Below are 19,035 nucleotides of genomic sequence, written 5' to 3'. Positions count from 1 at the left end.
GGCGCCATGGATGGCGCCATCGAGCCCCCATGGATGGGTTTACGGCGTGTCCTGCCCACCCACATCGCCCCGCCATCCCACGGAACGCACGCTGTTGCTGTTGTTTTGGCCGTTGCCGTTGCCGTTGCGTCTGCAGGTGCAGGGCGCAGCCCTGCCGAAAACCCTACTTCACCCGACGGCCCGAGCGGTCGATGCGGAACCGCTCTCCGCCTTCCATCGGCGTGTGGCCGTCGGCATCCGGCGTGCCGCGGCGGCAGCCATTGCAGACCTCGGCCACGCCATCCTGGAACGGCCACCCGAAATCGAAGGTGCCGGGCACCACCTGGCGGAACTTCAGGTCGAAGTAGCCCACGCGGTCGCCGACGCGGCCGCGCAGCAGGCCTTCCTGCGGCGTTTCCGGACCGTTGTCCCAGGTCAGCACCGGCAGGCTGCGACCCTTGCGGTTGACGTAGTGGAAACCCTGGTCGGCGTACACCACGGCCAGGCCGTGGTCGTCGTAGTTCAGGTCCTTCAGCGTGTCGGCGCTGATCTTCGGCCGGTGATCGACCACTTCGCAGTTGGGCAGCGGCCACAACCCGTGTTCGTCGGTCAGCAGCTTGCACGCCGGTGCCTGTGCCGTTGCAGTGGCAGTGACCAGCACGCCAAGCAGGGCCAGCGACCGCGCGAAGCGGCCGCTGACAGGGACAGGGCGGGCCTGCCGTGCGATCACTTGGTCTCGGCCTTGCGTTCGAAGGCTGTCGGTGCCGGCAGCTGCACCGGCACGCCCTTGTCATCGCAGGTGCCGGCCTGGCACAGGCGCTCGCGCAGGGCCGGAGTGGCCTGCACGATCATGTGGTAGATCGCGTTCTGTTCCAGCGTGCCGCGGATCGCCTTGCTGCCCGGGCCGCGTGCCCAGATGCCGACATCCTCACCGCCGTGCGATTCGGACTTCATCGGCACCAGTGCTTCCTGCATGTAGTCCGGATGCTCGGTGTCGACCTCGCGCAGGTTCGGGCGACCGTTGGCCGGTTCGAAGCTGCTCGGGTTGTGCGCGTAGCGCTTGGGGCCGGCCGGCTGCTGGTTGCTGCTGCCGGTATGGCCCGGGCCATTGGCGTAGCTCAGCGTGGTGTACGGCTGGCCGGTGCCGTCCAGCGCATAGTCCAGCTTGCCGGCACCATCTTCGCCGCCCTTGTCTTTCACCTTGCCCAGGATCGGGTTGCCGCGCGCCGGGTAGCCGACGAAGTTCAGCGTGTGCGAGTGGTCGGCGGTAACGATGATCAGCGTGTCATCGGCCGAGGTCAGTTCGTTGGCCACGCGGACCGCGTCGGACAGGGCCACGGTCTCGGTCAGTGCACGGTAGGCATTGCCGCTGTGGTTGGCGTGGTCGATGCGCGCACCTTCGATCATCAGCACGTAGCCTTCCTGGTGCTTTGAAAGGTTCTTGATCGCTGCTGCGGTCAGTTCGGCCAGGCTCGGCTCACCGCCCGGATCCTGCGGGCGCTCGTACTCGTAGCGCATGTGGTCCGGTTCGAACAGGCCGAGGATGGCCGGCGCATTGGCGGCGGCGGCCAGCTGCTTGCTGTTCCACACATAAGCGCCCTGCGGATGGGCCTGCTGCCATTCCTGCACCAGGCTGCGGCCATCCAGGCGCTGGCCGACCTTGTCGTCGTATTCCGGGTCGCGTTCTTCGACGGTGGTGAATTCACCGCGGCCGCCACCGAGGGCGACCAGCGGGCCGCGGCCATAGCGCGAGGTCGACAGCAGCTGCTGGGCGATGTCCTTGCAGCCGGCCGCCTTGGCCGCTTCGGTCAGGTCGGTGTCGTTTTCCCAGTTGCGCTCGGGCGAATGCGCATAGGTCGCGGCCGGGGTGGCATGGGTCAGGCGCGCGGTGGACACCACGCCCGTGGCCAGGCCGGCGCTGTCGGCCAGCTGCAGCCAGGTCAGCAGGCCCTTGGACAGGCTGTCGGCACAGTCGGTGCGGCTGCCGGCGCTGACGCCGATCGCGCCCATGTGGGTCTTCACGCCGGTGGTGATGGCGGTCATGGTGCCGGCCGAATCCGGGGTCTGCGAATCGGTGTTGTACGTCTTGCTGAATGCCGTGGCCGGGAAGCGCTCCCAGGACAGCAGGTTCTCTTCACCGGAGCCGCCCTTCTGCTGGCCCTCGTAGATGCGCGAGGCAGCCACGGTGGTCAGGCTCATGCCGTCACCGAGGAACAGGATGACGTTCTTGGCCTTGCCGGACATCGCGCCGTTGGCGGCGGCCTGGGCGGCGCCACTGCGGTACCACCACTGCGGGGTTTCGCCGGCCGGGTGGGCGACGGGGTCGACGGCGACCTTGAGGCCGGCCGGAGCGGACGAGGGGGCGGTGCTGGCGCAGGCGCCCAGCAGCAGGGTGGTGGCGCAGGCGGCCAACAGGGAGACGGAACGGCGCATGGACGCTGGGATCTCACAAACTGTAACGGGACGTTCATTATGCCCGGCCCCGCAAGGCACGCCGATGACACACTGATTTGCCGGTCGGGCGGTCGTTCTGCGGGCCGCGTTGGGCTATCGTGCCAGCATCCCTTCCTTCCCCTCTGGATTGCCTATGAAGCTGGTCTCTGCCTGGCTGCGGATTCCATTCTGGCAGCGCGTGGTCGGTGGCTTCGTGCTCGGCGCGCTGGCCGGCTGGGCGCTCGGCCCGGCCGCAGAAACGTGGTTCGGCCCGCTCGGCGAGCTGTACGTCACCCTGATCAAGATGATCGCCGTGCCACTGGTGTTCTTCGCGGTCATCAACGCGATCTCGTCGCTGCACGGGCAGAAGTCGGTCGCCGCGCTCAGTGGCCGTACCTTCCTGTGGTTCGTGATCACCGCTGCATTGGCGGTGTGCGTCGGGCTGGGCGTGGGCACCGTGCTGCAGCCCGGCGCCGGTGGCCTGCAGCTGACGATGGCCAGCAACTACGTGCCGCGTGAAGTGCCCAGCGTGGTGCAGGTGCTGCTGGACGTGGTGCCGGCCAATGTCTTCTACGCGCTGTCCGGCATCGGCACCAAGGTCAACGCGGCCGGTGAGACCGTGCTGGCCGCCGGTCGTGGCTCGATCCTGCCGGTGATCTTCTTCGCCGGGCTGGTCGGCTTTGCCATCGTCAAGCTCGGCGAGAAGGTGACCGAGGCGCGCAAGCTGGTCGGGCAGATGAGCGACATCATGATCCAGGTGACCCGCTTCGTGCTGGAAGTCACCCCGATCGGCACCTTTGGCCTGATCGCCGGCCTGGTTGGCAGCTACGGGTTCGAGAAGCTGCTGCCGCTGGGGCATTTCGTGCTGGCCCTGTACGTGGCCTGCGCCCTGCACATCGTGGTGGTCTACAGCGCACTGCTGCTGGCGCATGGCCTGAACCCGCTGAAGTTCTTCCGCGGCGCGGCACCGGGCATGCAGGTGGCCTTCGTCAGCTCGTCCAGCTTCGCCGCGATGCCGGTGGCGCTGCGTTCGATCACCCACAACCTGGGCGTGAACAAGGACTACGGTTCGTTCGCGGTGCCGCTGGGCGCCAGCATCAAGATGGACGGCTGCGGCGCGATCTATCCGGCGCTGTGCGCGGTGTTCATCGCGCAGTACAGCGGCGTGCCGCTGACCCCGGAACAGTACGTGGTGGTGCTGATCGCTTCGGTGCTGGGCAGCTTCGGTACCGCTGGCGTACCGGGTACTGCGGTGATCATGGCCACGGTGGTGCTGAGCGCGGCCAATCTCCCCCTGGAGACCATCGGCTACCTGTATGCCATCGACCGCATCCTGGACATGATGCGCACGATGACGAACGTGACGGGCCAGATGCTGGTGCCGGTGATCGTGGCCAAGGAAACCGGGCTGCTCGACCAGGCGGTGTATGACAACCCGTCCAGCAATGTGGGTGTGGACGATCCTGATCCGACGCCGCCACGCGCCTGAGACTGCGTGGCGATGTAAAAGGCCCGCCCTGACCCGGCGGGCCTTTTGTCTGGGAGCTGGCGCGGTGGCGGCCAAGGCGGGGCCTGGTAGATCCACGCCATGCGCGGATGGAGACAGTGCCGACCAACGGTCCGCACCCACCTGACAGAGGGGGGGCGGCATCTATCTACCCACCATTGCGGGCCCAACAGAAAAGCCGCTGCGGGGCAGCGGCTTTTTGTCTTTCAGGCGGCGCCGTAGCGCCAGCGGGTCAGAGGTCGACCCGGCGGGCCTGCATGAACTTGTTGCCCCAATAGCCACTGAGCAGGGTGTCCACGCGGACGTCCTTGCCCGAGCTCGGTGCATGCAGGAAGCGGCCGTCGCCGACATAGATGCCGACGTGGTCGACGCGGCCCTTGCGGCCGAAGAAGACCAGGTCACCCGCGGCCAGTGCAGTGCGGTCGTTGATCAGTTCGGCGTTGTCATCGTGGGCCATCTCGCGCGAGACGCGCGGCAGCTCGATGCCCAGGGCCGAGCGGAACACGTAGCCGACCAGACCGCTGCAATCGAAGCCGCTGTCCGGGTTGCTGCCACCCCAACGGTACGGGGTGCCCAGCAGGGTCATCGCGCGGCGCAGCAGCGACTGCACCTTGCCGTTGTCGGCAGCGGTGCCGACAACGCTGCCATTGGCGGCACTGCTGGTGTCGTAGTTGGCGAGCAGGCGGCTGAGGTCGCCGGCCACCACAGCCGAGCGGTCCATCAGCGGAATGGTGTCGTTGGCGGCCAGGTGCGGCAGCAGGGCGGCCAGCGTGGCGCTGGCGGCGGCGTCGACGCGGCTGCGCTGCGGAGCGGCAGCCTCGGCCTTGGCGGCCGGTCGGGCGGTGCTCTCGGCCACCGGGGCCGGAGTCACATCGGAACGGTTCGGAGCAGTCTGCGACCAGGCCGGAAGGCTGGTCAGACAGAGTGCCAAGCCAAGCAACAGCGGGCGGGCACTACGTGAAGATACGGAAGTCTGGCCTTCGCTTTTCAGGTCGTCAGTCGTCACGCGTCGGTCACAGGAAAAAAACGATGGGGCATCATGCCCTGTAAAAGCGCGGATAAGTTAAAAATTCCGTTAGTAATTCGTTAGTTGCACGGTGATGTCCGTCACAGTTTTGAACATATCGCCTGTTCATTTTAGCGAAGGACGCGTTTCGCCCCTGTGTAGTGGTCCTTCCAGTAGGGACCGCTGAGCGAGTCGAGGCGCACGGTGCCGCCGGTGCTCGGCGCATGCACGAAACGCCCTTCACCGACATAAATACCGACATGGGTGACGCTGCCGCGGCTACCGAAGAACACCAGGTCGCCGGTGGCCAGGCGCTGCGGATCGATCTTCGGACCCTGTACTGCCGCAAGGTCGCGCGAGGTGCGCGGCAGCCGCAGGTCCAGCATCTCGCGGTAGACGTAGGCGACCAGGCCGCTGCAGTCGAAGCCAGAATCCGGGGTGTTGCCGCCGTAGCGGTAGGGCGTGCCGACCAGGCTGATGGCACGCATCAGCACCGAGTTGGCGGCTTCGGGGTTGTCCGGCACGGTCTTCGGCCAGTTCGCCGTCGGCGGGGGCGGGGCGGGGCGGGTGGCCTTGCCGCCGCCGCAGGCGGTCATGAGCACGGGCAGGGCCAGCAGCAGGGCCGGGGCGAGGAGCCGGCGCAGGCCGGACGAAACTGGCGTGATGTGCATGATCTCCGGATAATGCGCCACCTTAGGATTGGCCGTCATGATGGCGGCGTCCCCGCCGGGCGACAACCCGCCCCAACCCGCCTGCCTTCGGCAGATCCAGACAGAGTTGCGCATGAAGATCGAAAAAGACCGCGTTGTCCGCTTCCACTACACCGTTTCCGAAGTCGGCCAGGAGCCGATTGAGTCTTCCAAGGACCGCGGCGAGCCGCTGGCGATCCTGATCGGCCACGGCAACATCATCCCGGGCCTGGAAAACGCCATGATGGACAAGGAAGCCGGCGCGACCTTCAGCGTCGACGTCACCGCCGCCGATGCCTACGGCGAGCGCCGCGAGGGCCTGTCCCAGCGCGTGCCGAAGAAGCACTTCGGCAACACCAAGCTGGCCCCGGGCCAGCAGGTGGTGCTGCAGACCAACTTCGGCCCGCGTGCGGTGACCGTGCAGAAGGTCGGCATGAGCGTCGTCGACGTCGACCTGAACCATCCGATGGCTGGCAAGGACCTGCATTTCGACGTCGAAATCGTTGACGTGCGCGAAGCCGGCAAGGAAGAGATCGACCACGGCCACGTCCACGGTGACGGCGGCCACCAGCACTGATCGCAGCGCGATCATGATGGCAGCAACGGCCCGCTTCGGCGGGCCGTTGCGTTTCTGGAACACGACGCGGCCATCCATGGCGCGCGGGCCGGCGGCATAATGGCGGACCTGCCTGACGGATGCCCCGTGAACGCCGCTTCTCCTTCCCTGCAGCCGGTGGCTTCCGGCGAACGCATCGCCCTGCTGGACGTGCTGCGCGGTGCCGCGTTGCTGGGCATCCTGCTGATGAACATCGAGGCCTTCAGCGGGCCGCTGGACCTGGCCTTCACCGGCATCGACGTGCGCTGGCAGGGCATCGACTACTGGGCCGATGCTTTCGTCTACGTGTTCGTGCAGGGCAAGTTCTTCACCCTGTTCTCGCTGTTGTTCGGCGCCGGCTTCGCGGTGATGGCGCAACGCGCCGAAGTGGCCGGACGCGACTTCACCCCTTTCTACCTGCGCCGCAGCGCAGGGCTGCTGCTGATCGGCCTCTGCCACGCGCTGCTGGTCTGGTCCGGTGACATCCTGGTGATGTATGCGCTGATCTCGCTTCCGTTGCTGGCCTGCCGAGAGGCACCTCGCAGCTGGTTGCCGTGGATGGGCGTGATCGTCTATCTGGGCGGCGTGGCGATGATGCTGCTGGTCGGCGCGATGGTGTCGATGGCTTCGGCGGAAGACGTGCAGAAGATGCTCGCCGACGCGCAGCAGAGCATCGAGCTGCAGCGCCAGGTCTATGGGCAGGGCAGCTGGATGCAGGCCAATGCGCAGCGCCTGAGCGAGTTCGGCACGTCGATGGGCGCGCTGCTGATCACCGGCCCGGAAGTGCTGGGCATGTTCCTGATCGGCAGCTGGTTCGCCGGCAGTGGTGCGCTGGCGGCGCCGGAGCGCTTCCCGCGGTTGTACGCGGTGCTGCGTTGGGTGGCACTGCCGCTGGGCTTGGTGGTCACGCTGCTGGGGGTTGCCTGGAAACCCTACCTGGCACCGGGTGCTTACGACCTGCCGGTGACAGCCGCAATGGCACTGGTGACGATCGGAGGCCTGCCGATGTGCCTGGGCTACCTGGCGTGGATCGTGCACTGGCGTGCGCGGTTGGCCTGGCTGGCCCCGGTCGGGCGCATGGCGTTGAGTCACTATCTGGGTCAGTCGCTGCTGTGCACCTGGTTGTTCTATCACTATGGCCTGGGCGGCTTCGAGCTGATGCCGCGCAGCGTGCAGCTGCTGTTCGCACTGTTGTTGTTTGCCGTGCAGGTGGCCCTTTCGCATGTCTGGTTGCGCCGCTTCCGCTTTGGCCCGATGGAATGGCTGTGGCGTGCGATGACCTACCGGCAGTGGCCGCCGATGCGGCGCGAGGCCGGGCAGGGCTGATCGATGCAGGGCGCGCGCGAGGATGTGATCGTGGTCGGCGCCGGTGCCATTGGACTGGCCGCCGCACTCGCGCTGCGCGCACAGGGCCGGCAGGTGCGGGTGATCGACCGTGGGCGTGTCGGCGGCGCGACCTCGCATGGCAACTGCGGCACCATCACGCCCAGCCACGCGCCGCCGTTGGCAGCGCCTGGCGTGCCGTTGCGTGCGCTGCGCTGGATGCTCGATCCGCGTGCGCCGCTGTACGTGCGTACACGCCTGGACCCAGCATTGTGGCGCTGGCTGCTGCAGTTCGGGGCGCGCTGCAACGCGCGTGACTGGCTGCACGCCACGCGGGCGCGCGGCGCACTGTTGAATGATTCACGGCTGCGCCTGGTGCAGTGGGTGCAGACGCATGTGCTGGACTGCGAGTTCGAGGCGCGCGGGCTGGACTACGTATTCGGCGATGCCCGCAATTTCGATCATCATGCTGCCGAGTGCGAGGCGCTGAACGCGCAGGGTATTGCCACAAGCTGCATCGGCGGCGCCGACTATGCACGCGACAACCCGGCCTTCCATGATCGCCTTGCCGGTGCGATCCACTTCCCCGGCGACGCACAGCTGCGTCCGGACCGCTACACCGCCGAACTTGCGCGCGTGCTGCGCGCACAGGACGTGGTGATCGAAGAGCAGTCGGACGTGCAGGATTTCAGCGCCGACGCGCAGGGTGTGCGCGTGCGTGTCGGTGAACGCATGCTGCAGGCGCGCGAGCTGGTGCTGGCCACCGGGCCGTGGTCACCGCGCTGGGCACGGCAACTGGATCTGCGCGTGCCGATCCAACCCGGCAAGGGCTACTCGCTGACCTGGTCACGACCGGCGCAGGTGCCGCAGCGTCCAGTCGTGCTGAAGGACCATTCCGTGTTCGTGATTGCCTGGCGTGAAGCACTGCGGCTGGGCGGCACCATGGAATTCGCCGGTGCCGACCCGCAGCTGCGCACGACCCGCCTGCAGGCCCTGCAGCACGCCGCCGACCACTACCTGCGCGCGCCGCGTGGTGCGCAGCTGCAGGAGCAGTGGTGCGGTTGGCGCCCCATGAGCGTGGACGACGTGCCGTTGATCGGCCGCGCGCCTGCGCATCCTCACGTCTGGCTTGCAGCGGGGCATGGCATGCTCGGCATCAGCATGAGCGCCGGCACCGGCCAGCTGATCGCCGATCTCGTCTGCGGCCGCACGCCGGCGATCGATCCAGCCCCTTACCGACCCGAGCGATTCCGATGAGCACAGCACCCTATGATTACGACCTGATCGTCCTTGGCGGCGGCTCCGCCGGCCTGGCTGGCGCGATCCGGGCCGCGCAGCATGGCAAGCGCGTGGCGCTGCTGGAGCCCGGCGAACTGGGCGGCACCTGTGTCAATGTCGGCTGCGTGCCGAAGAAGGCGATGTGGCTGGCGGCCGACCTGCACGAGCGCATCGGCCTGGCCAGTGCGATGGGCTTCGATGTCGAGGCACGCCCGGCGCTGTCGTGGAAGGAACTGGTGATCCATCGCCAGGCCTACATCAGCAATATCCACACCAGCTACCACAAGCGCCTGGATGAAACCGGCGTGGTGCGCATTCCCGCGCGCGGCCATCTGCTCGATGCGCACACCGTGGCCTGCAGCGATGGCGTGCGTTACAGCGCCGAGCACATCCTGATCGCCACCGGCGCGCACCCGCTGCGGCCCGACATTCCCGGCGCGGAGCTGGGCCTGGTTTCCGATGATTTCTTCGACCTGCGTGCGGCACCAGCCGAGGTGGCGATCATCGGTGGCGGTTACATTGCAGTGGAGCTGGCCGGATTGCTGCAGGCACTGGGCAGCAAGGTGAGCCTGCTGGTGCGCGGCAAGCGCCTGCTGGAGCGCTTCGACTACGAGCTGACCGACCAGTTGGCCGAGAACCTGAAGCAGCAGGGCGTACGGATTCATTTCGGCTATCGCCTGCGCGAACTGCAGCGCGATGGCGAGCGTGTGCGTGCGTTCGGCCATGACGGGCCGCTGGACAGCGTGTTCGATGCGGTGTTCTTCGCCACCGGCCGCCGTGGCAACAGTCGTGATCTGGGCCTGGAGGCGCTGGGCATCGGCATCGGCGAGCACCAGCAGGTGCAGGTGGATGAATGGCAGACCACCTCTGTGCCGAGCGTGCATGCCGTGGGTGACATCGCTGGCAAGGTGGGCCTGACCCCGGTGGCGGTGGCGGCTTCGCGGCGGTTGATGGACCGTCTGTTCGGTGGCCGCCCGCAATCGAAGATGGATTACGAGAACGTGGCCAGCGTGGTGTTCTCGCATCCGCCGCTGGGCGCTGTGGGCATGAGCGAGGAAGAGGCGCGCGCACGTTTCGATCAGGTGAGCGTGTACCACAGCCGCTTCCGGCCGATGCTGCAGGCGCTGGCCAACGGTACCCAGCGCAGCCTGTTCAAGATGGTCTGCGTGGGCCCGGAAGAGCGGGTGGTAGGCATCCATCTGCTGGGTGAAGCGGCCGATGAGATCCTGCAGGGTTTCGCAGTGGCGGTGAAGATGGGCGCGACCAAGGCCCAGTTCGACGACACCGTGGCGATCCACCCGACCTCGGCCGAGGAAGTGGTGCTGATGCGCTGAGCGGGGCGGTTGTAGAGCCGAGCCTGTGCTCGGCCGTCGCTCTTTGTAGAGTCGAGCCATGCTCGACTGCGGTGGAAAGGCAGTCGAGCATGGCTCGACTCTACAAGGCGGGCACCAGGCGCACCCATGCGACAATGGACGCCCCCACGCCTTTCCGGGCCGCCCCGCGCGGCCCGCCGTCGTCCTGATGTCCAGCCCCGCTTCCCGCATCGCTACCGCTTCCCCACGCATCGCACTGGGTGGCATCGGCCTGGCCGCGATCGGTGCTATCGCCGCCTCCGGCAAGGCCATCATCGTCAAGCTGGGCCTGCGTCATGGCGTCGATGCCACCACGCTGCTGGCGCTGCGCATGCTGATGGCGCTGCCGTTGTTCGCGCTGATGGCGCTGTGGGCCGCACGCCGGGCCGAGCCGCTGTCCTGGGCCGACCGCGCCCGCGTGCTGTGGCTGGGCTTCACCGGCTACTACCTGTCGAGCCTGCTCGACTTCCAGGGCCTGCAGTACATCAGCGTGACGCTGGAGCGGTTGATCCTCTACTTGAACCCGACCCTGGTGCTGCTGATCAACGTGCTGCTGGCGCGCCAGCGCCCCGGCCGCTGGCAGATCGGCGCGCTGGTGCTGAGCTATCTGGGCGTGCTGCTGGCCTTCGGCCATGACCTGCAGCGCGAGGGTGGGCAGATCATCGTCGGCAGCCTGCTGGTGCTGGGCAGCGCGCTCAGCTACGCGCTGTACCTGTTCGGCAGTGGGCAAGTGGTGGCGCGCATCGGCGCGGTACGGCTGACCGCCTACGCCAGCTGCGTGGCCAGCGTGCTGGTGCTGCTGCACTTCGCGGTGACCCATCCGCTGCCGCTGCTGTGGCAGGCGCCGGCACCGGTGCAGTGGCTGTCGCTGGTCAATGCCACCGTGTGCACGGTGCTGCCGGTACTGGCGATCATGCTGGCGGTGCAGCGCGTGGGTTCGTCGCTGGCCGCGCAGGTCGGTATGCTGGGCCCTGTTTCCACCATCGTGATGAGCCTATGGCTGCTCGACGAACCGATGGGGCCGGCGCAGATCGCCGGCACCGTGCTGGTGCTGATCGGCGTACTGCTGGTGACCCGCCTGCGGCGCTGACGCCGGAGCAGGCGCGTGCGCGCATCCTGGCGGTGATCCGCGCGATCCCGGCGGGGCAGGTGATGGGCTATGGGCAGGTGGCGATGCGCGCAGGCTTGCCCGGGCGTGCGCGCCTGACCGCTCGCATCCTCGGCCAGAACGATGACCCGGACCTGCCCTGGCACCGCGTGCTGCGCTCGGACGGACGCATCGCCATGGAAGAAGGTTCGGCTGGGTGGCGCGAGCAGTCGCAGCGGCTGCGTGCCGAGGGCGTGCGGGTGGAGAACGGCCGGGTCCGGATGCCGGCGACCGATCCGGCGGCGGCGCTGGATGCTGCCGTGTGGGGCCCGGGCTGAGCACCGCTGGCGACTGAACAGGCCGGACGTGAGGGTCGCCAACAAGACACGGTGCTGCGGCTATGATGGAGGCCGTTCCATGCCGGTGCTCCCATGTTCCCGCGACTGCCAACCGTCACCAAGGCCCTGCTGATCGCCAATGCGATCCTGTTCCTGCTGCAGCAGCCGTTCCTGCTCGGCATGCAGACCTTCGAGCCGTTCATGCTGCAACCACTGCAGCAGGGCTTCGATGCGTTCTCGCCGGGGGGCAACTTCCAGCCGTGGCAGCTGCTGACCTATGGCTTCCTGCATGGCAGCTTCGGGCACCTGTTCTTCAACATGCTGGCCGTCTTCATGTTCGGCGCGCCGCTGGAGCAGACCTGGGGCGAGAAGCGCTTCCTGCTCTATTACCTGGTGTGCGTGGCCGGTGCCGGCGTCTGTCAATTGCTGGTGGGGACGCTGCTGGAAAACCCGGCCACGGTGCTGGGCGCCTCCGGCGGCGTGTTCGGCCTGCTGCTGGCCTACGGCATGCTGTTCCCGAACCAGCGGGTGATGCTGCTGTTCCCGCCGATTCCGATGAAGGCGCGGACCTTCGTGATCTTGTTTGGCGTGGGTGAGCTGGTCCTGGGCATGACCGGCTGGCAGCCGGGCGTGGCCCATTTCGCGCACCTCGGCGGCATGCTGTTCGGCTGGCTGTTGATCCGTTACTGGCGCGGGCAATCGCCGTTCAACAAGCGCCGCCCGCCGGGTCCACCGAAGCGCCCGAACCATCTGCGCAGCGTCAAATGATCCGAAGGATCATTTGATGCTGTAGGTGCCAACCTTGGTTGGCACACCTTCTCCCATGCAGGTGGGTGCCGACCGTTGGTCGGCACACCTTCACAGATCCCGCAACACCACCTGCGCTGCGTTGTGGCCCGGCGCACCGGTGACGCCGCCGCCGGGATGGGTTCCCGAACCGCACAGGTACAGGCCGGGCAGGGCGCCGCGGTAGCCAGCCTGGCCGACCATCGGCCGCGCCGAGAACAACTGGTTGGCACTCAGCGCGCCGTGGAAGATGTCGCCACCGACCAGGCCGAAGGTGCGTTCCAGATCCAGCGGCGACAACGCCTGCCGACCGAGGACGCTGTCAGCGAAGCCGGGCGCATAGCGTTCGACGGTAGCGATCATCAGGTCAGCCACGGTTTCCCGGTGATCATCCCAATGGCGGCCCCCAGGCAACACCGGTGCCACGTGCTGGCAGAACAGGCTGGCCACATGCTGTCCGGGCGGGGCCAGGGAATCGTCCAGCGTGCTGGGAATCAGCATTTCCACGATCGGTTCGCGTGACCAGCCATCGCGGCGGGCGTCCAGCCAGGCGCGATCCATGTAGTCCAGGCTGGGTGCCATGATGATGCCGGCGCTGAGGTGATCGCCTCGGCCGGGCAGGGCGCTGAAATCCGGCAGCCGGGACAGCGCCACGTTCATCCGGAACGTGCCCGAACCGCAGCGCCAGTTCGCCATGCGTTCGCGTGTGGCAGCGGGCACCTGCGACGGTTCCAGCAATTGTTCGTACAGCAGCTTTGGATTGACGTTGGCGATCACCGCACGTGCGCGCAGAACTTCGCCATCAGCCAGTTCCACGCCCACTGCGCGACTCTGCTCGATCAACACGCGCTGCACACCAGCCTCCATGCGCAGCTCCGCACCGGCCTCGCGTGCAGCGGCAGCGATGGCCTGGCTGATCGCGCCCATGCCGCCGATCGCATGGCCCCATGCACCTTTCACGCCGTTGCACTGGCCGAACACGTGATGCAGCAACACATAGGCACTGCCCGGCGTGTAGGGACTGGCATAGTTGCCGACGATGCCATCGAATCCGAACAGCGCCTTGATCGGTTCGCTTTCGAACCAGCGATCCAGATACTCGGCCGCCGACAGCGTGAACAGGTCCAGCAGTTCCTGGCGCAGCGGAGCATCCAGCGTCGCCAGTTCGCGGCCGAGTTTCCCCATCTGCCACAGGGCGGGCAGGGTACGCCAACCGCCTGCTACGCCCAGGTCCGGCGGCGCGCGCAAGGCCCATGCGCGCAGCACGTCAGCGAAGATCTCCAGGCGTGCTTCGTACGCGGGCAGGCGCTGTGCGTCCCGCTCGGAGAACTTGGCGACTTCGGCCTGGGTGCGGCCAGGCGCCGACAACAGGTGGCGGCCGTCCGGCAATGGCAGGAAGTTGTTGGCCGGACGCGCGACGATGCGCAGCCCATGCGCATGCAGCTGCAGATCGTCGATCACTTTCGGCTGCAGCAGCGAGACCGTGTACGACGCGACCGAGTTGCGGAAGCCGGGATGGAACTCCTCGGTGACTGCGGCGCCGCCGAGCACGCCGCGCCGTTCAAGGACCAGCGCCTTCTTTCCGGCACGTGCCAGGTAGGCGGCGCAGACCAGGCCATTGTGGCCACCACCGATGATGATCGCATCCCAGGACATCAGCACCTCTGGAAAAAGGGGGCGGAGGGGATCAAGTCGCAATCTGCATCTGAGCGCAGGGGGAGAAACGACTTAATCCCCTCCGTCCCCTTTTTTGATTGCCGCTTCGATGGTCGCGATGTCGATCTTCTTCATCGGCATCATCGCGTTGAAGGCGCGCTTGGCCAATGCCTTGTCCTTGCTGGTCACCGCTTCGATCAGCATGCGCGGGCTGATCTGCCAGGAGATGCCCCAGCGATCCTTGCACCAGCCGCATTGGCTCTCCTGGCCACCGTTGCCGACGATGGCGTTCCACAGACGGTCGGTCTCAGCCTGGTCCTCGGTCTGGATCTGGAAGGAAAACGCTTCGCTGTGCTTGAACGCAGGCCCACCATTGAGACCGACGCAGGGGATGCCGCAGACAGTGAATTCGACGGTCAGTACGTTGCCTTCCTTGCCGTCGGGGTAGTCGCCCGGTGCGTGATGCACCGCGGTCACCGCGCTGTCGGGCAGGATGCTGGCATAGAAGGTGGCGGCATCGAGCGCGCCGTTGTCGTACCAGACACAGACGGTGTTCTTGTGTGCCATGTCGGGGCTCCGCGTTGGACGAAGCTGCAGCGATAGCACGCCCGGTGTTAACCCGGGATCGTGCTGCACCCGCAAAAAAAAGGGCGCCCGAAGGCGCCCTCTGCATTACCGTGTGGCAGCTGGTTCAGCGCCAGACCTTGATCTGCTCGGCTTCGCTGCGCTGCATCGGCTGGCCGGCCTTGCAGCTGAAGGTGGCACCGAAGGCCGGCAGGTTGGCCAGCGTGCCATTGCTGCGCCACAGGCCCGGTGCACGGATGTCGGCGGTCAGGCGGCGCACGGCCTCGTTCGGAGACAGCTGCTGCGCCCACAGCGCCGACCAGGCGCGGAAGAAGCCCTGCTGCTGGGTCTGCTTGGCCTTCGGTTCCTGTGCGGTGTAGGCCGCCCAGGCCAGTTCCAGACCGGCGATGTCGGCCAGATTCTCTTCCTGGGTAAGCGTGCCGTTGACCTTGGCACCCTTCACGCCCGGGAAGTCGTAGGCGCCGTACTGCGCAGCCACGCGGTTGCCGAGCAGGGTCCAGGCGGTCTTGTCGGCCGGGGTCCACCAGCTGCGCAGCTCGCCCTTGGCGTCGACCAGCGCACCCTTGGCGTCGATCGCACGGGTCAGCTCATGGCCGACCAGGCCACCGAAGCTGCCGAACTTGTCGGCGGCGTCAGCCTTGGCGTTGAACACCGGCCCCTGCAGGATCGCGGCGGTGACGATCAGGCGGTTCTGGGCCAGATCGTAGGCCAGCGAAGGCTGCTGCGGCAGCACGTCCCAACGGCGGTCGGCGTTGCCCTTGCCGATGCGCTTCATTTCCTCGCGATGGCGCCAGGTTGAAGCAATCAGCATGTTGCCGCCGAACGAGCCACGACCCATCGGCTGCACGCTGTAGTCGAGGTCGCGCAGCGGGGTGCCGATCTCGATCTTCAGCGCGGCCAGCTTGGCCTGCGCTTCGGTCTTGGCCTCGGCACTCATCCAGCTGCTGTTCTTGACCGCTTCGATCTGCACTTCGCGCACCTTGTCGACGATCCACGCCGCCTGGCGACGGTCTTCGGCCGACAGGTAGCGGGCGGCGTATTCGCGGCCGACCATCGGGCCAGCGGCCACGTTGATCGCATCGAGCACGTCTTCCCAACGCTGCGGCGGCAGGGTCTCGCCACGCAGCACGCGGCCACGGAATTCAAACTCGGCGTCGCGATAGGCCTTGGACAGGTACGGCGCCATCGAGTCGCCCACGCGCCAGCGCAGGTAGGCCTTCCACTGGTCCGGCTTGAGCTTGGTGACCATGCCGTCGAGCTGCTTGAACAGGCCCGGGTCGGCCAGCGAAACCAGGTCGTCATCCACGCCCTGTGCCTTCAGGAACGCATCCAGCTGCAGATTTCGGTAACGGCTGTTGAGCTCCTTGGTGGAGATCGGCGCGTAGTTGTTGAACGGGTTGTTGATGCCGGCCAGCGACTGCGCATTGCGCGCCAGCTCGGTTTCCAGCGCGATCACCGCCTGCGACTCGGCATCCAGCTTGGCGGCCGGGGTGCCGGTCAGCGCCAGGATCTGCTTGACGTAGGCGCGGTAGCGGCCCATCAGGGCTACGGTGTCGGCGTCGGTGCGGGTATAGAACGCCGGGTCCGGCAGGCCCATGCCGCCCTGCATGAAGTAGCCGATGTGACGGTCCAGCGCCTTCAGATCGACGTCGGGGCCGAAGTTGAAGGCCACCGGGATGCCGACCTGGTGCAGCGCGGCGATCGATGCCGGCACATCCTTGGCCTTCTTGATGGCGTTGATGCGGGTCAGCAGCGGGGCGATCGGGTTGGAACCGTCCGCTTCCACGGCGGCTTCGTCCAGGCCACTGGCCCAGAAGTCGCCCAGCAGTTTCTGCACGTTGCCCTGCGGCGATTTCATCGCGGCGTCGAGCAGTTCACGCTGCTGCTGGCGGCTGCGATCAACCAGCTGGCCCAGCGCGGTGGTGGCGCCGGTCTGCGGCACCGGATTGGCCTTCAGCCAGCCTGCGTTGGTAGCGTCATAGAAGTCGCTGCACTGGGCACTGACGGCCGGAGCGCGTGCGGCCTTCTTCTTGGCGGCGGCGAACGCATCGTGGGTCGGGACCAGGGTCGCCAGGCTGATGCCCAGGGCGATGGCAAGCGGACGGAAGTTGGGCATGTGGAACGAATCCGTGATGGATTGAGGGCGCGCGCACTATAGCAAGCCGCGCATCGACGCGGCATGCACGCATCACGCCGCGCTCGCAGGGCGCCGCCAAAAACAAAGGCCCGGGAATTCCCGGGCCTCTGCAGGTCTGCCGCAGCGTCAGCCGTGGCTTACCAGATCACCACCTGCTGCTCGCCGGTGCGGGCCATCGGCGAACCGGCCTTGCACTGGAAGGCCGCGGCAAAAGTCGGCAGGTTCGACGGCGCACCCATGGCGCGGAACTGCGCCGGGGCATGCGGGTCGGTGGCCAGGCGGACCTTGGCGTTTTCCGGGGTGTACTTGGTGCGCCACACGGTGGCCCAGTTGAAGAAGAAGCGCTGGTCGCGGGTGAAGCCATCGACCTTTGCATCTTCCTTGCCGGCGGAGGCCTTCTGCAGCGCGTCGTAGGCGGTGGCCAGGCCGCCCAGGTCGGCGATGTTCTCGCCCAGGGTCAGGTGGCCGTTCACCGCCTGGCCGTCGACCTTGTACTGGTCGAACTGCTTGACCAGCTTGCCGGTCAGGCCTTCGAAGTTCTTCTTGTCGGCCGGGGTCCACCAGTCTTCCATGTTGCCGGTCGGCCCGAAGCGCGCGCCCTGGTCATCGTAGCCGTGGGTCATCTCATGACCGATCACCGCACCGATGCCGCCGTAGTTCAGCGCGTCGTCGGCCTTGGGATCGAAGAACGGCGGCTGCAGGATGGCGGCCGGGAACACGATCTCGTTCTGCAGCGGGTTGTAGTAGGCGTTGACCGTCTGCGGGGTCATGCCCCACTCGGTCTTGTCCACCGGCTTGCCGATCTTGGACAGGTTGAACTTGTAGTTGAACTCACTGGCCGCGCGCACATTGCCCAGATAGCTGTCGCGCTGGGTCTGCAGGCCCGCCCAGTCACGCCACTTGTCCGGGTAACCGATCTTCGGGGTGAAGGTTTCCCACTTGGCGATGGCCTTGGCCTTGGTTTCCTCGCTCATCCAGCTCAGGCCCTGGATGCGTTCCTTCAGCGAGGCGGCCAGGTTCTTCACCAGCTCTTCCATCTTCGCCTTGGCTTCCGGCGAGAAGGCAACCTTCACGTACAGCTGGCCGAAGGCTTCGCCGGCATCGTTCTCGATGGTGCCCAGCACGCGCTTCCAGCGCGGCTTCTGTTCCTTCTGGCCGTTGAGGGTCTTGCCGTAGAACTCGTAGTTCTCCTGCACGAAGGCGTCAGCCAGGTACGGCGAGGCGCTGTCCACGGTGTGGAAGCGCAGGTAGGCGCGCCACACCGACGGATCGGTGTCGCCCAGCGCCTTGCTTACTTCCTCATGGAAAGCCGGCATGGCCAGCGAGAACTTCTCCGGCGCGGCCACGCCCTGCGACTTGAAGAACTCGGTCCAGCTGAAGTTCGGAGTCAGCTTGTCGGCGTCGGCCAGGGTGACCGGGTTGTAGAACAGCTCGACGTTGCGCGACAGCTCCACGCGCGACTTGGAGGCCTTGGCCAGGCGGGTCTCGAACTTCACCACGTCCTCGGCCTGCTTGGCTGCATCGGCTGCAGCGATGCCGGACAGCTCCAGCACCTTGGCAACGTGCGCCTGGTAGGCCTTCAGCTTGTCGGCATTCTTGGCGTCGGTGTAATAGGTGGTGTCCGGCAGGCCCAGGCCGCCCTGGCTGGCGTAGGCCATGTTCACGGCCGAGTTCTTGAAGTCGGCCTCGGCGCCGAAGCCGAACAGGACGTTGTCGCCCTTGGCGGCGCTGCTGCGCAGGTAGTTGGCAATGGCCGCCTTGTCCTGCAGGCCGTCGATCGCGGTCAGGTCGGCCTTCAACGGCTCGATGCCCTGCGCGTTGATCTTGGCCTCGTCCATGCCGGTGGCCCACAGGTCGCCGACGATCTTCTCGATGTGGTTCGGGTTCTTCACCTGCGCGACCTGCTCGGCCAGCTGGTGCTGCACGGCCACCGAGCGCTCGTCGAGGATGGTGAAGGCACCCCAGCTGGTGCGGTCGCCCGGAATTTCATTGGCGGCCAGCCACTTGCTGTTCACGTAGTCGCCGAAGGCGCCACAGGCGTCCTTGCTGGCATCCAGATCGCTGGGCTGGAAAGCGTTGTAGGCCGGCAGCTTGCTCTCGTCCAGCGTGTAGTGGGTGGCTTCGGCCGCAGCCGGCGTGGAGGCGGTGGCGTCCTTGGCCGGGGCTTCAGTCTTGCCGCAGCCAACCAATGCGGCCGAAACGGCCAGGGTCAGCAGCACGATCTTGGGATTACGGGTCACTTGAATGGCCTCCAGGCCGAGTGAGTCAGGGAAGGGCCGCAGGA

General features: G+C 66.9%; 16 protein-coding genes. 8 read left to right on the top strand and 8 right to left on the bottom strand.

Going from position 1 to position 19,035, the window contains the following annotated elements; translation table 11 throughout:
- Positions 1-163: 163 nt before the first annotated feature.
- Positions 164-709: a WG repeat-containing protein gene (locus tag R1H25_RS10515; RefSeq protein ID WP_049447730.1), complete on the bottom strand. Its 546-nt coding sequence runs from the start codon at positions 707-709 to the stop codon at positions 164-166.
- Positions 706-2,412: an alkaline phosphatase gene (locus tag R1H25_RS10510; RefSeq protein ID WP_317223538.1), complete on the bottom strand. Its 1,707-nt coding sequence runs from the start codon at positions 2,410-2,412 to the stop codon at positions 706-708. Before R1H25_RS10510 ends, R1H25_RS10515 begins: the two co-directional genes overlap by 4 nt.
- 154 nt (positions 2,413-2,566) lie before the next feature.
- Between R1H25_RS10510 and R1H25_RS10505 the strand changes: the two genes are divergently transcribed.
- A complete protein-coding gene (locus R1H25_RS10505) occupies positions 2,567-3,901 on the top strand; it encodes a dicarboxylate/amino acid:cation symporter (protein ID WP_019660634.1) in 1,335 nt (444 codons plus the stop codon).
- Between the two features lie 250 nt (positions 3,902-4,151).
- Here R1H25_RS10505 and R1H25_RS10500 read toward each other — a convergent pair whose 3' ends face one another.
- Positions 4,152-4,925 (bottom strand): C40 family peptidase, encoded by a 774-nt coding sequence (locus R1H25_RS10500; protein WP_005414115.1) that lies wholly within the window; start codon positions 4,923-4,925, stop codon positions 4,152-4,154.
- Between the two features lie 131 nt (positions 4,926-5,056).
- Positions 5,057-5,635, bottom strand: a complete 579-nt coding sequence (locus R1H25_RS10495; protein ID WP_170272479.1) for a C40 family peptidase — start codon at positions 5,633-5,635, stop codon at positions 5,057-5,059.
- Between the two features lie 73 nt (positions 5,636-5,708).
- Between R1H25_RS10495 and R1H25_RS10490 the strand changes: the two genes are divergently transcribed.
- The 7 genes from R1H25_RS10490 (at position 5,709) to R1H25_RS10460 (ending at position 12,355) form a co-directional block, all read left to right on the top strand.
- Positions 5,709-6,191, top strand: coding sequence for a peptidylprolyl isomerase (locus R1H25_RS10490; RefSeq protein ID WP_043034821.1), 483 nt, complete (start codon positions 5,709-5,711; stop codon positions 6,189-6,191).
- A gap of 99 nt (positions 6,192-6,290) precedes the next feature.
- Positions 6,291-7,535, top strand: coding sequence for a DUF418 domain-containing protein (locus tag R1H25_RS10485; RefSeq protein WP_317223537.1), 1,245 nt, complete (start codon positions 6,291-6,293; stop codon positions 7,533-7,535).
- Positions 7,536-7,538: 3 nt separating this feature from the next.
- Entirely contained in the window at positions 7,539-8,789 is a 1,251-nt protein-coding gene (locus R1H25_RS10480; RefSeq protein ID WP_317223536.1) for an FAD-dependent oxidoreductase, read from the top strand.
- Positions 8,786-10,144, top strand: coding sequence for a glutathione-disulfide reductase (gene gorA, locus R1H25_RS10475; RefSeq protein WP_317223535.1), 1,359 nt, complete (start codon positions 8,786-8,788; stop codon positions 10,142-10,144). Before R1H25_RS10480 ends, gorA begins: the two co-directional genes overlap by 4 nt.
- A gap of 187 nt (positions 10,145-10,331) precedes the next feature.
- A complete protein-coding gene (locus R1H25_RS10470) occupies positions 10,332-11,252 on the top strand; it encodes a DMT family transporter (RefSeq protein WP_308305010.1) in 921 nt (306 codons plus the stop codon).
- Complete coding sequence (locus R1H25_RS10465; RefSeq protein ID WP_223224586.1) at positions 11,249-11,587, top strand: MGMT family protein; 339 nt, start codon at positions 11,249-11,251, stop codon at positions 11,585-11,587. The genes R1H25_RS10470 and R1H25_RS10465 overlap by 4 nt, the downstream gene beginning before the upstream one ends.
- A 93-nt stretch (positions 11,588-11,680) precedes the next feature.
- Positions 11,681-12,355: a rhomboid family intramembrane serine protease gene (locus R1H25_RS10460; protein ID WP_032128229.1), complete on the top strand. Its 675-nt coding sequence runs from the start codon at positions 11,681-11,683 to the stop codon at positions 12,353-12,355.
- Between the two features lie 90 nt (positions 12,356-12,445).
- Here R1H25_RS10460 and R1H25_RS10455 read toward each other — a convergent pair whose 3' ends face one another.
- From R1H25_RS10455 to R1H25_RS10440, 4 genes are all read right to left on the bottom strand, one after another.
- Positions 12,446-14,029: an NAD(P)/FAD-dependent oxidoreductase gene (locus R1H25_RS10455; RefSeq protein WP_317223534.1), complete on the bottom strand. Its 1,584-nt coding sequence runs from the start codon at positions 14,027-14,029 to the stop codon at positions 12,446-12,448.
- Between the two features lie 72 nt (positions 14,030-14,101).
- On the bottom strand, positions 14,102-14,596 hold the full coding sequence (locus tag R1H25_RS10450) for a VOC family protein (protein WP_317223533.1): 495 nt from the start codon (positions 14,594-14,596) through the stop codon (positions 14,102-14,104).
- 124 nt (positions 14,597-14,720) lie between these two features.
- Positions 14,721-16,730, bottom strand: coding sequence for a M13 family metallopeptidase (locus R1H25_RS10445; RefSeq protein ID WP_049447722.1), 2,010 nt, complete (start codon positions 16,728-16,730; stop codon positions 14,721-14,723).
- Positions 16,731-16,888: 158 nt separating this feature from the next.
- On the bottom strand, positions 16,889-18,991 hold the full coding sequence (locus R1H25_RS10440; protein ID WP_317223532.1) for a M13-type metalloendopeptidase: 2,103 nt from the start codon (positions 18,989-18,991) through the stop codon (positions 16,889-16,891).
- Positions 18,992-19,035 lie beyond the last annotated feature (44 nt).

This window comes from Stenotrophomonas veracruzanensis, from assembly GCF_032911525.1.
GTDB classification, from domain to species: domain Bacteria; phylum Pseudomonadota; class Gammaproteobacteria; order Xanthomonadales; family Xanthomonadaceae; genus Stenotrophomonas; species Stenotrophomonas africana.
The sequence above is the reverse complement of the archived record's forward strand: the minus strand, read 5'-3'. Positions and strand labels throughout refer to the sequence as shown.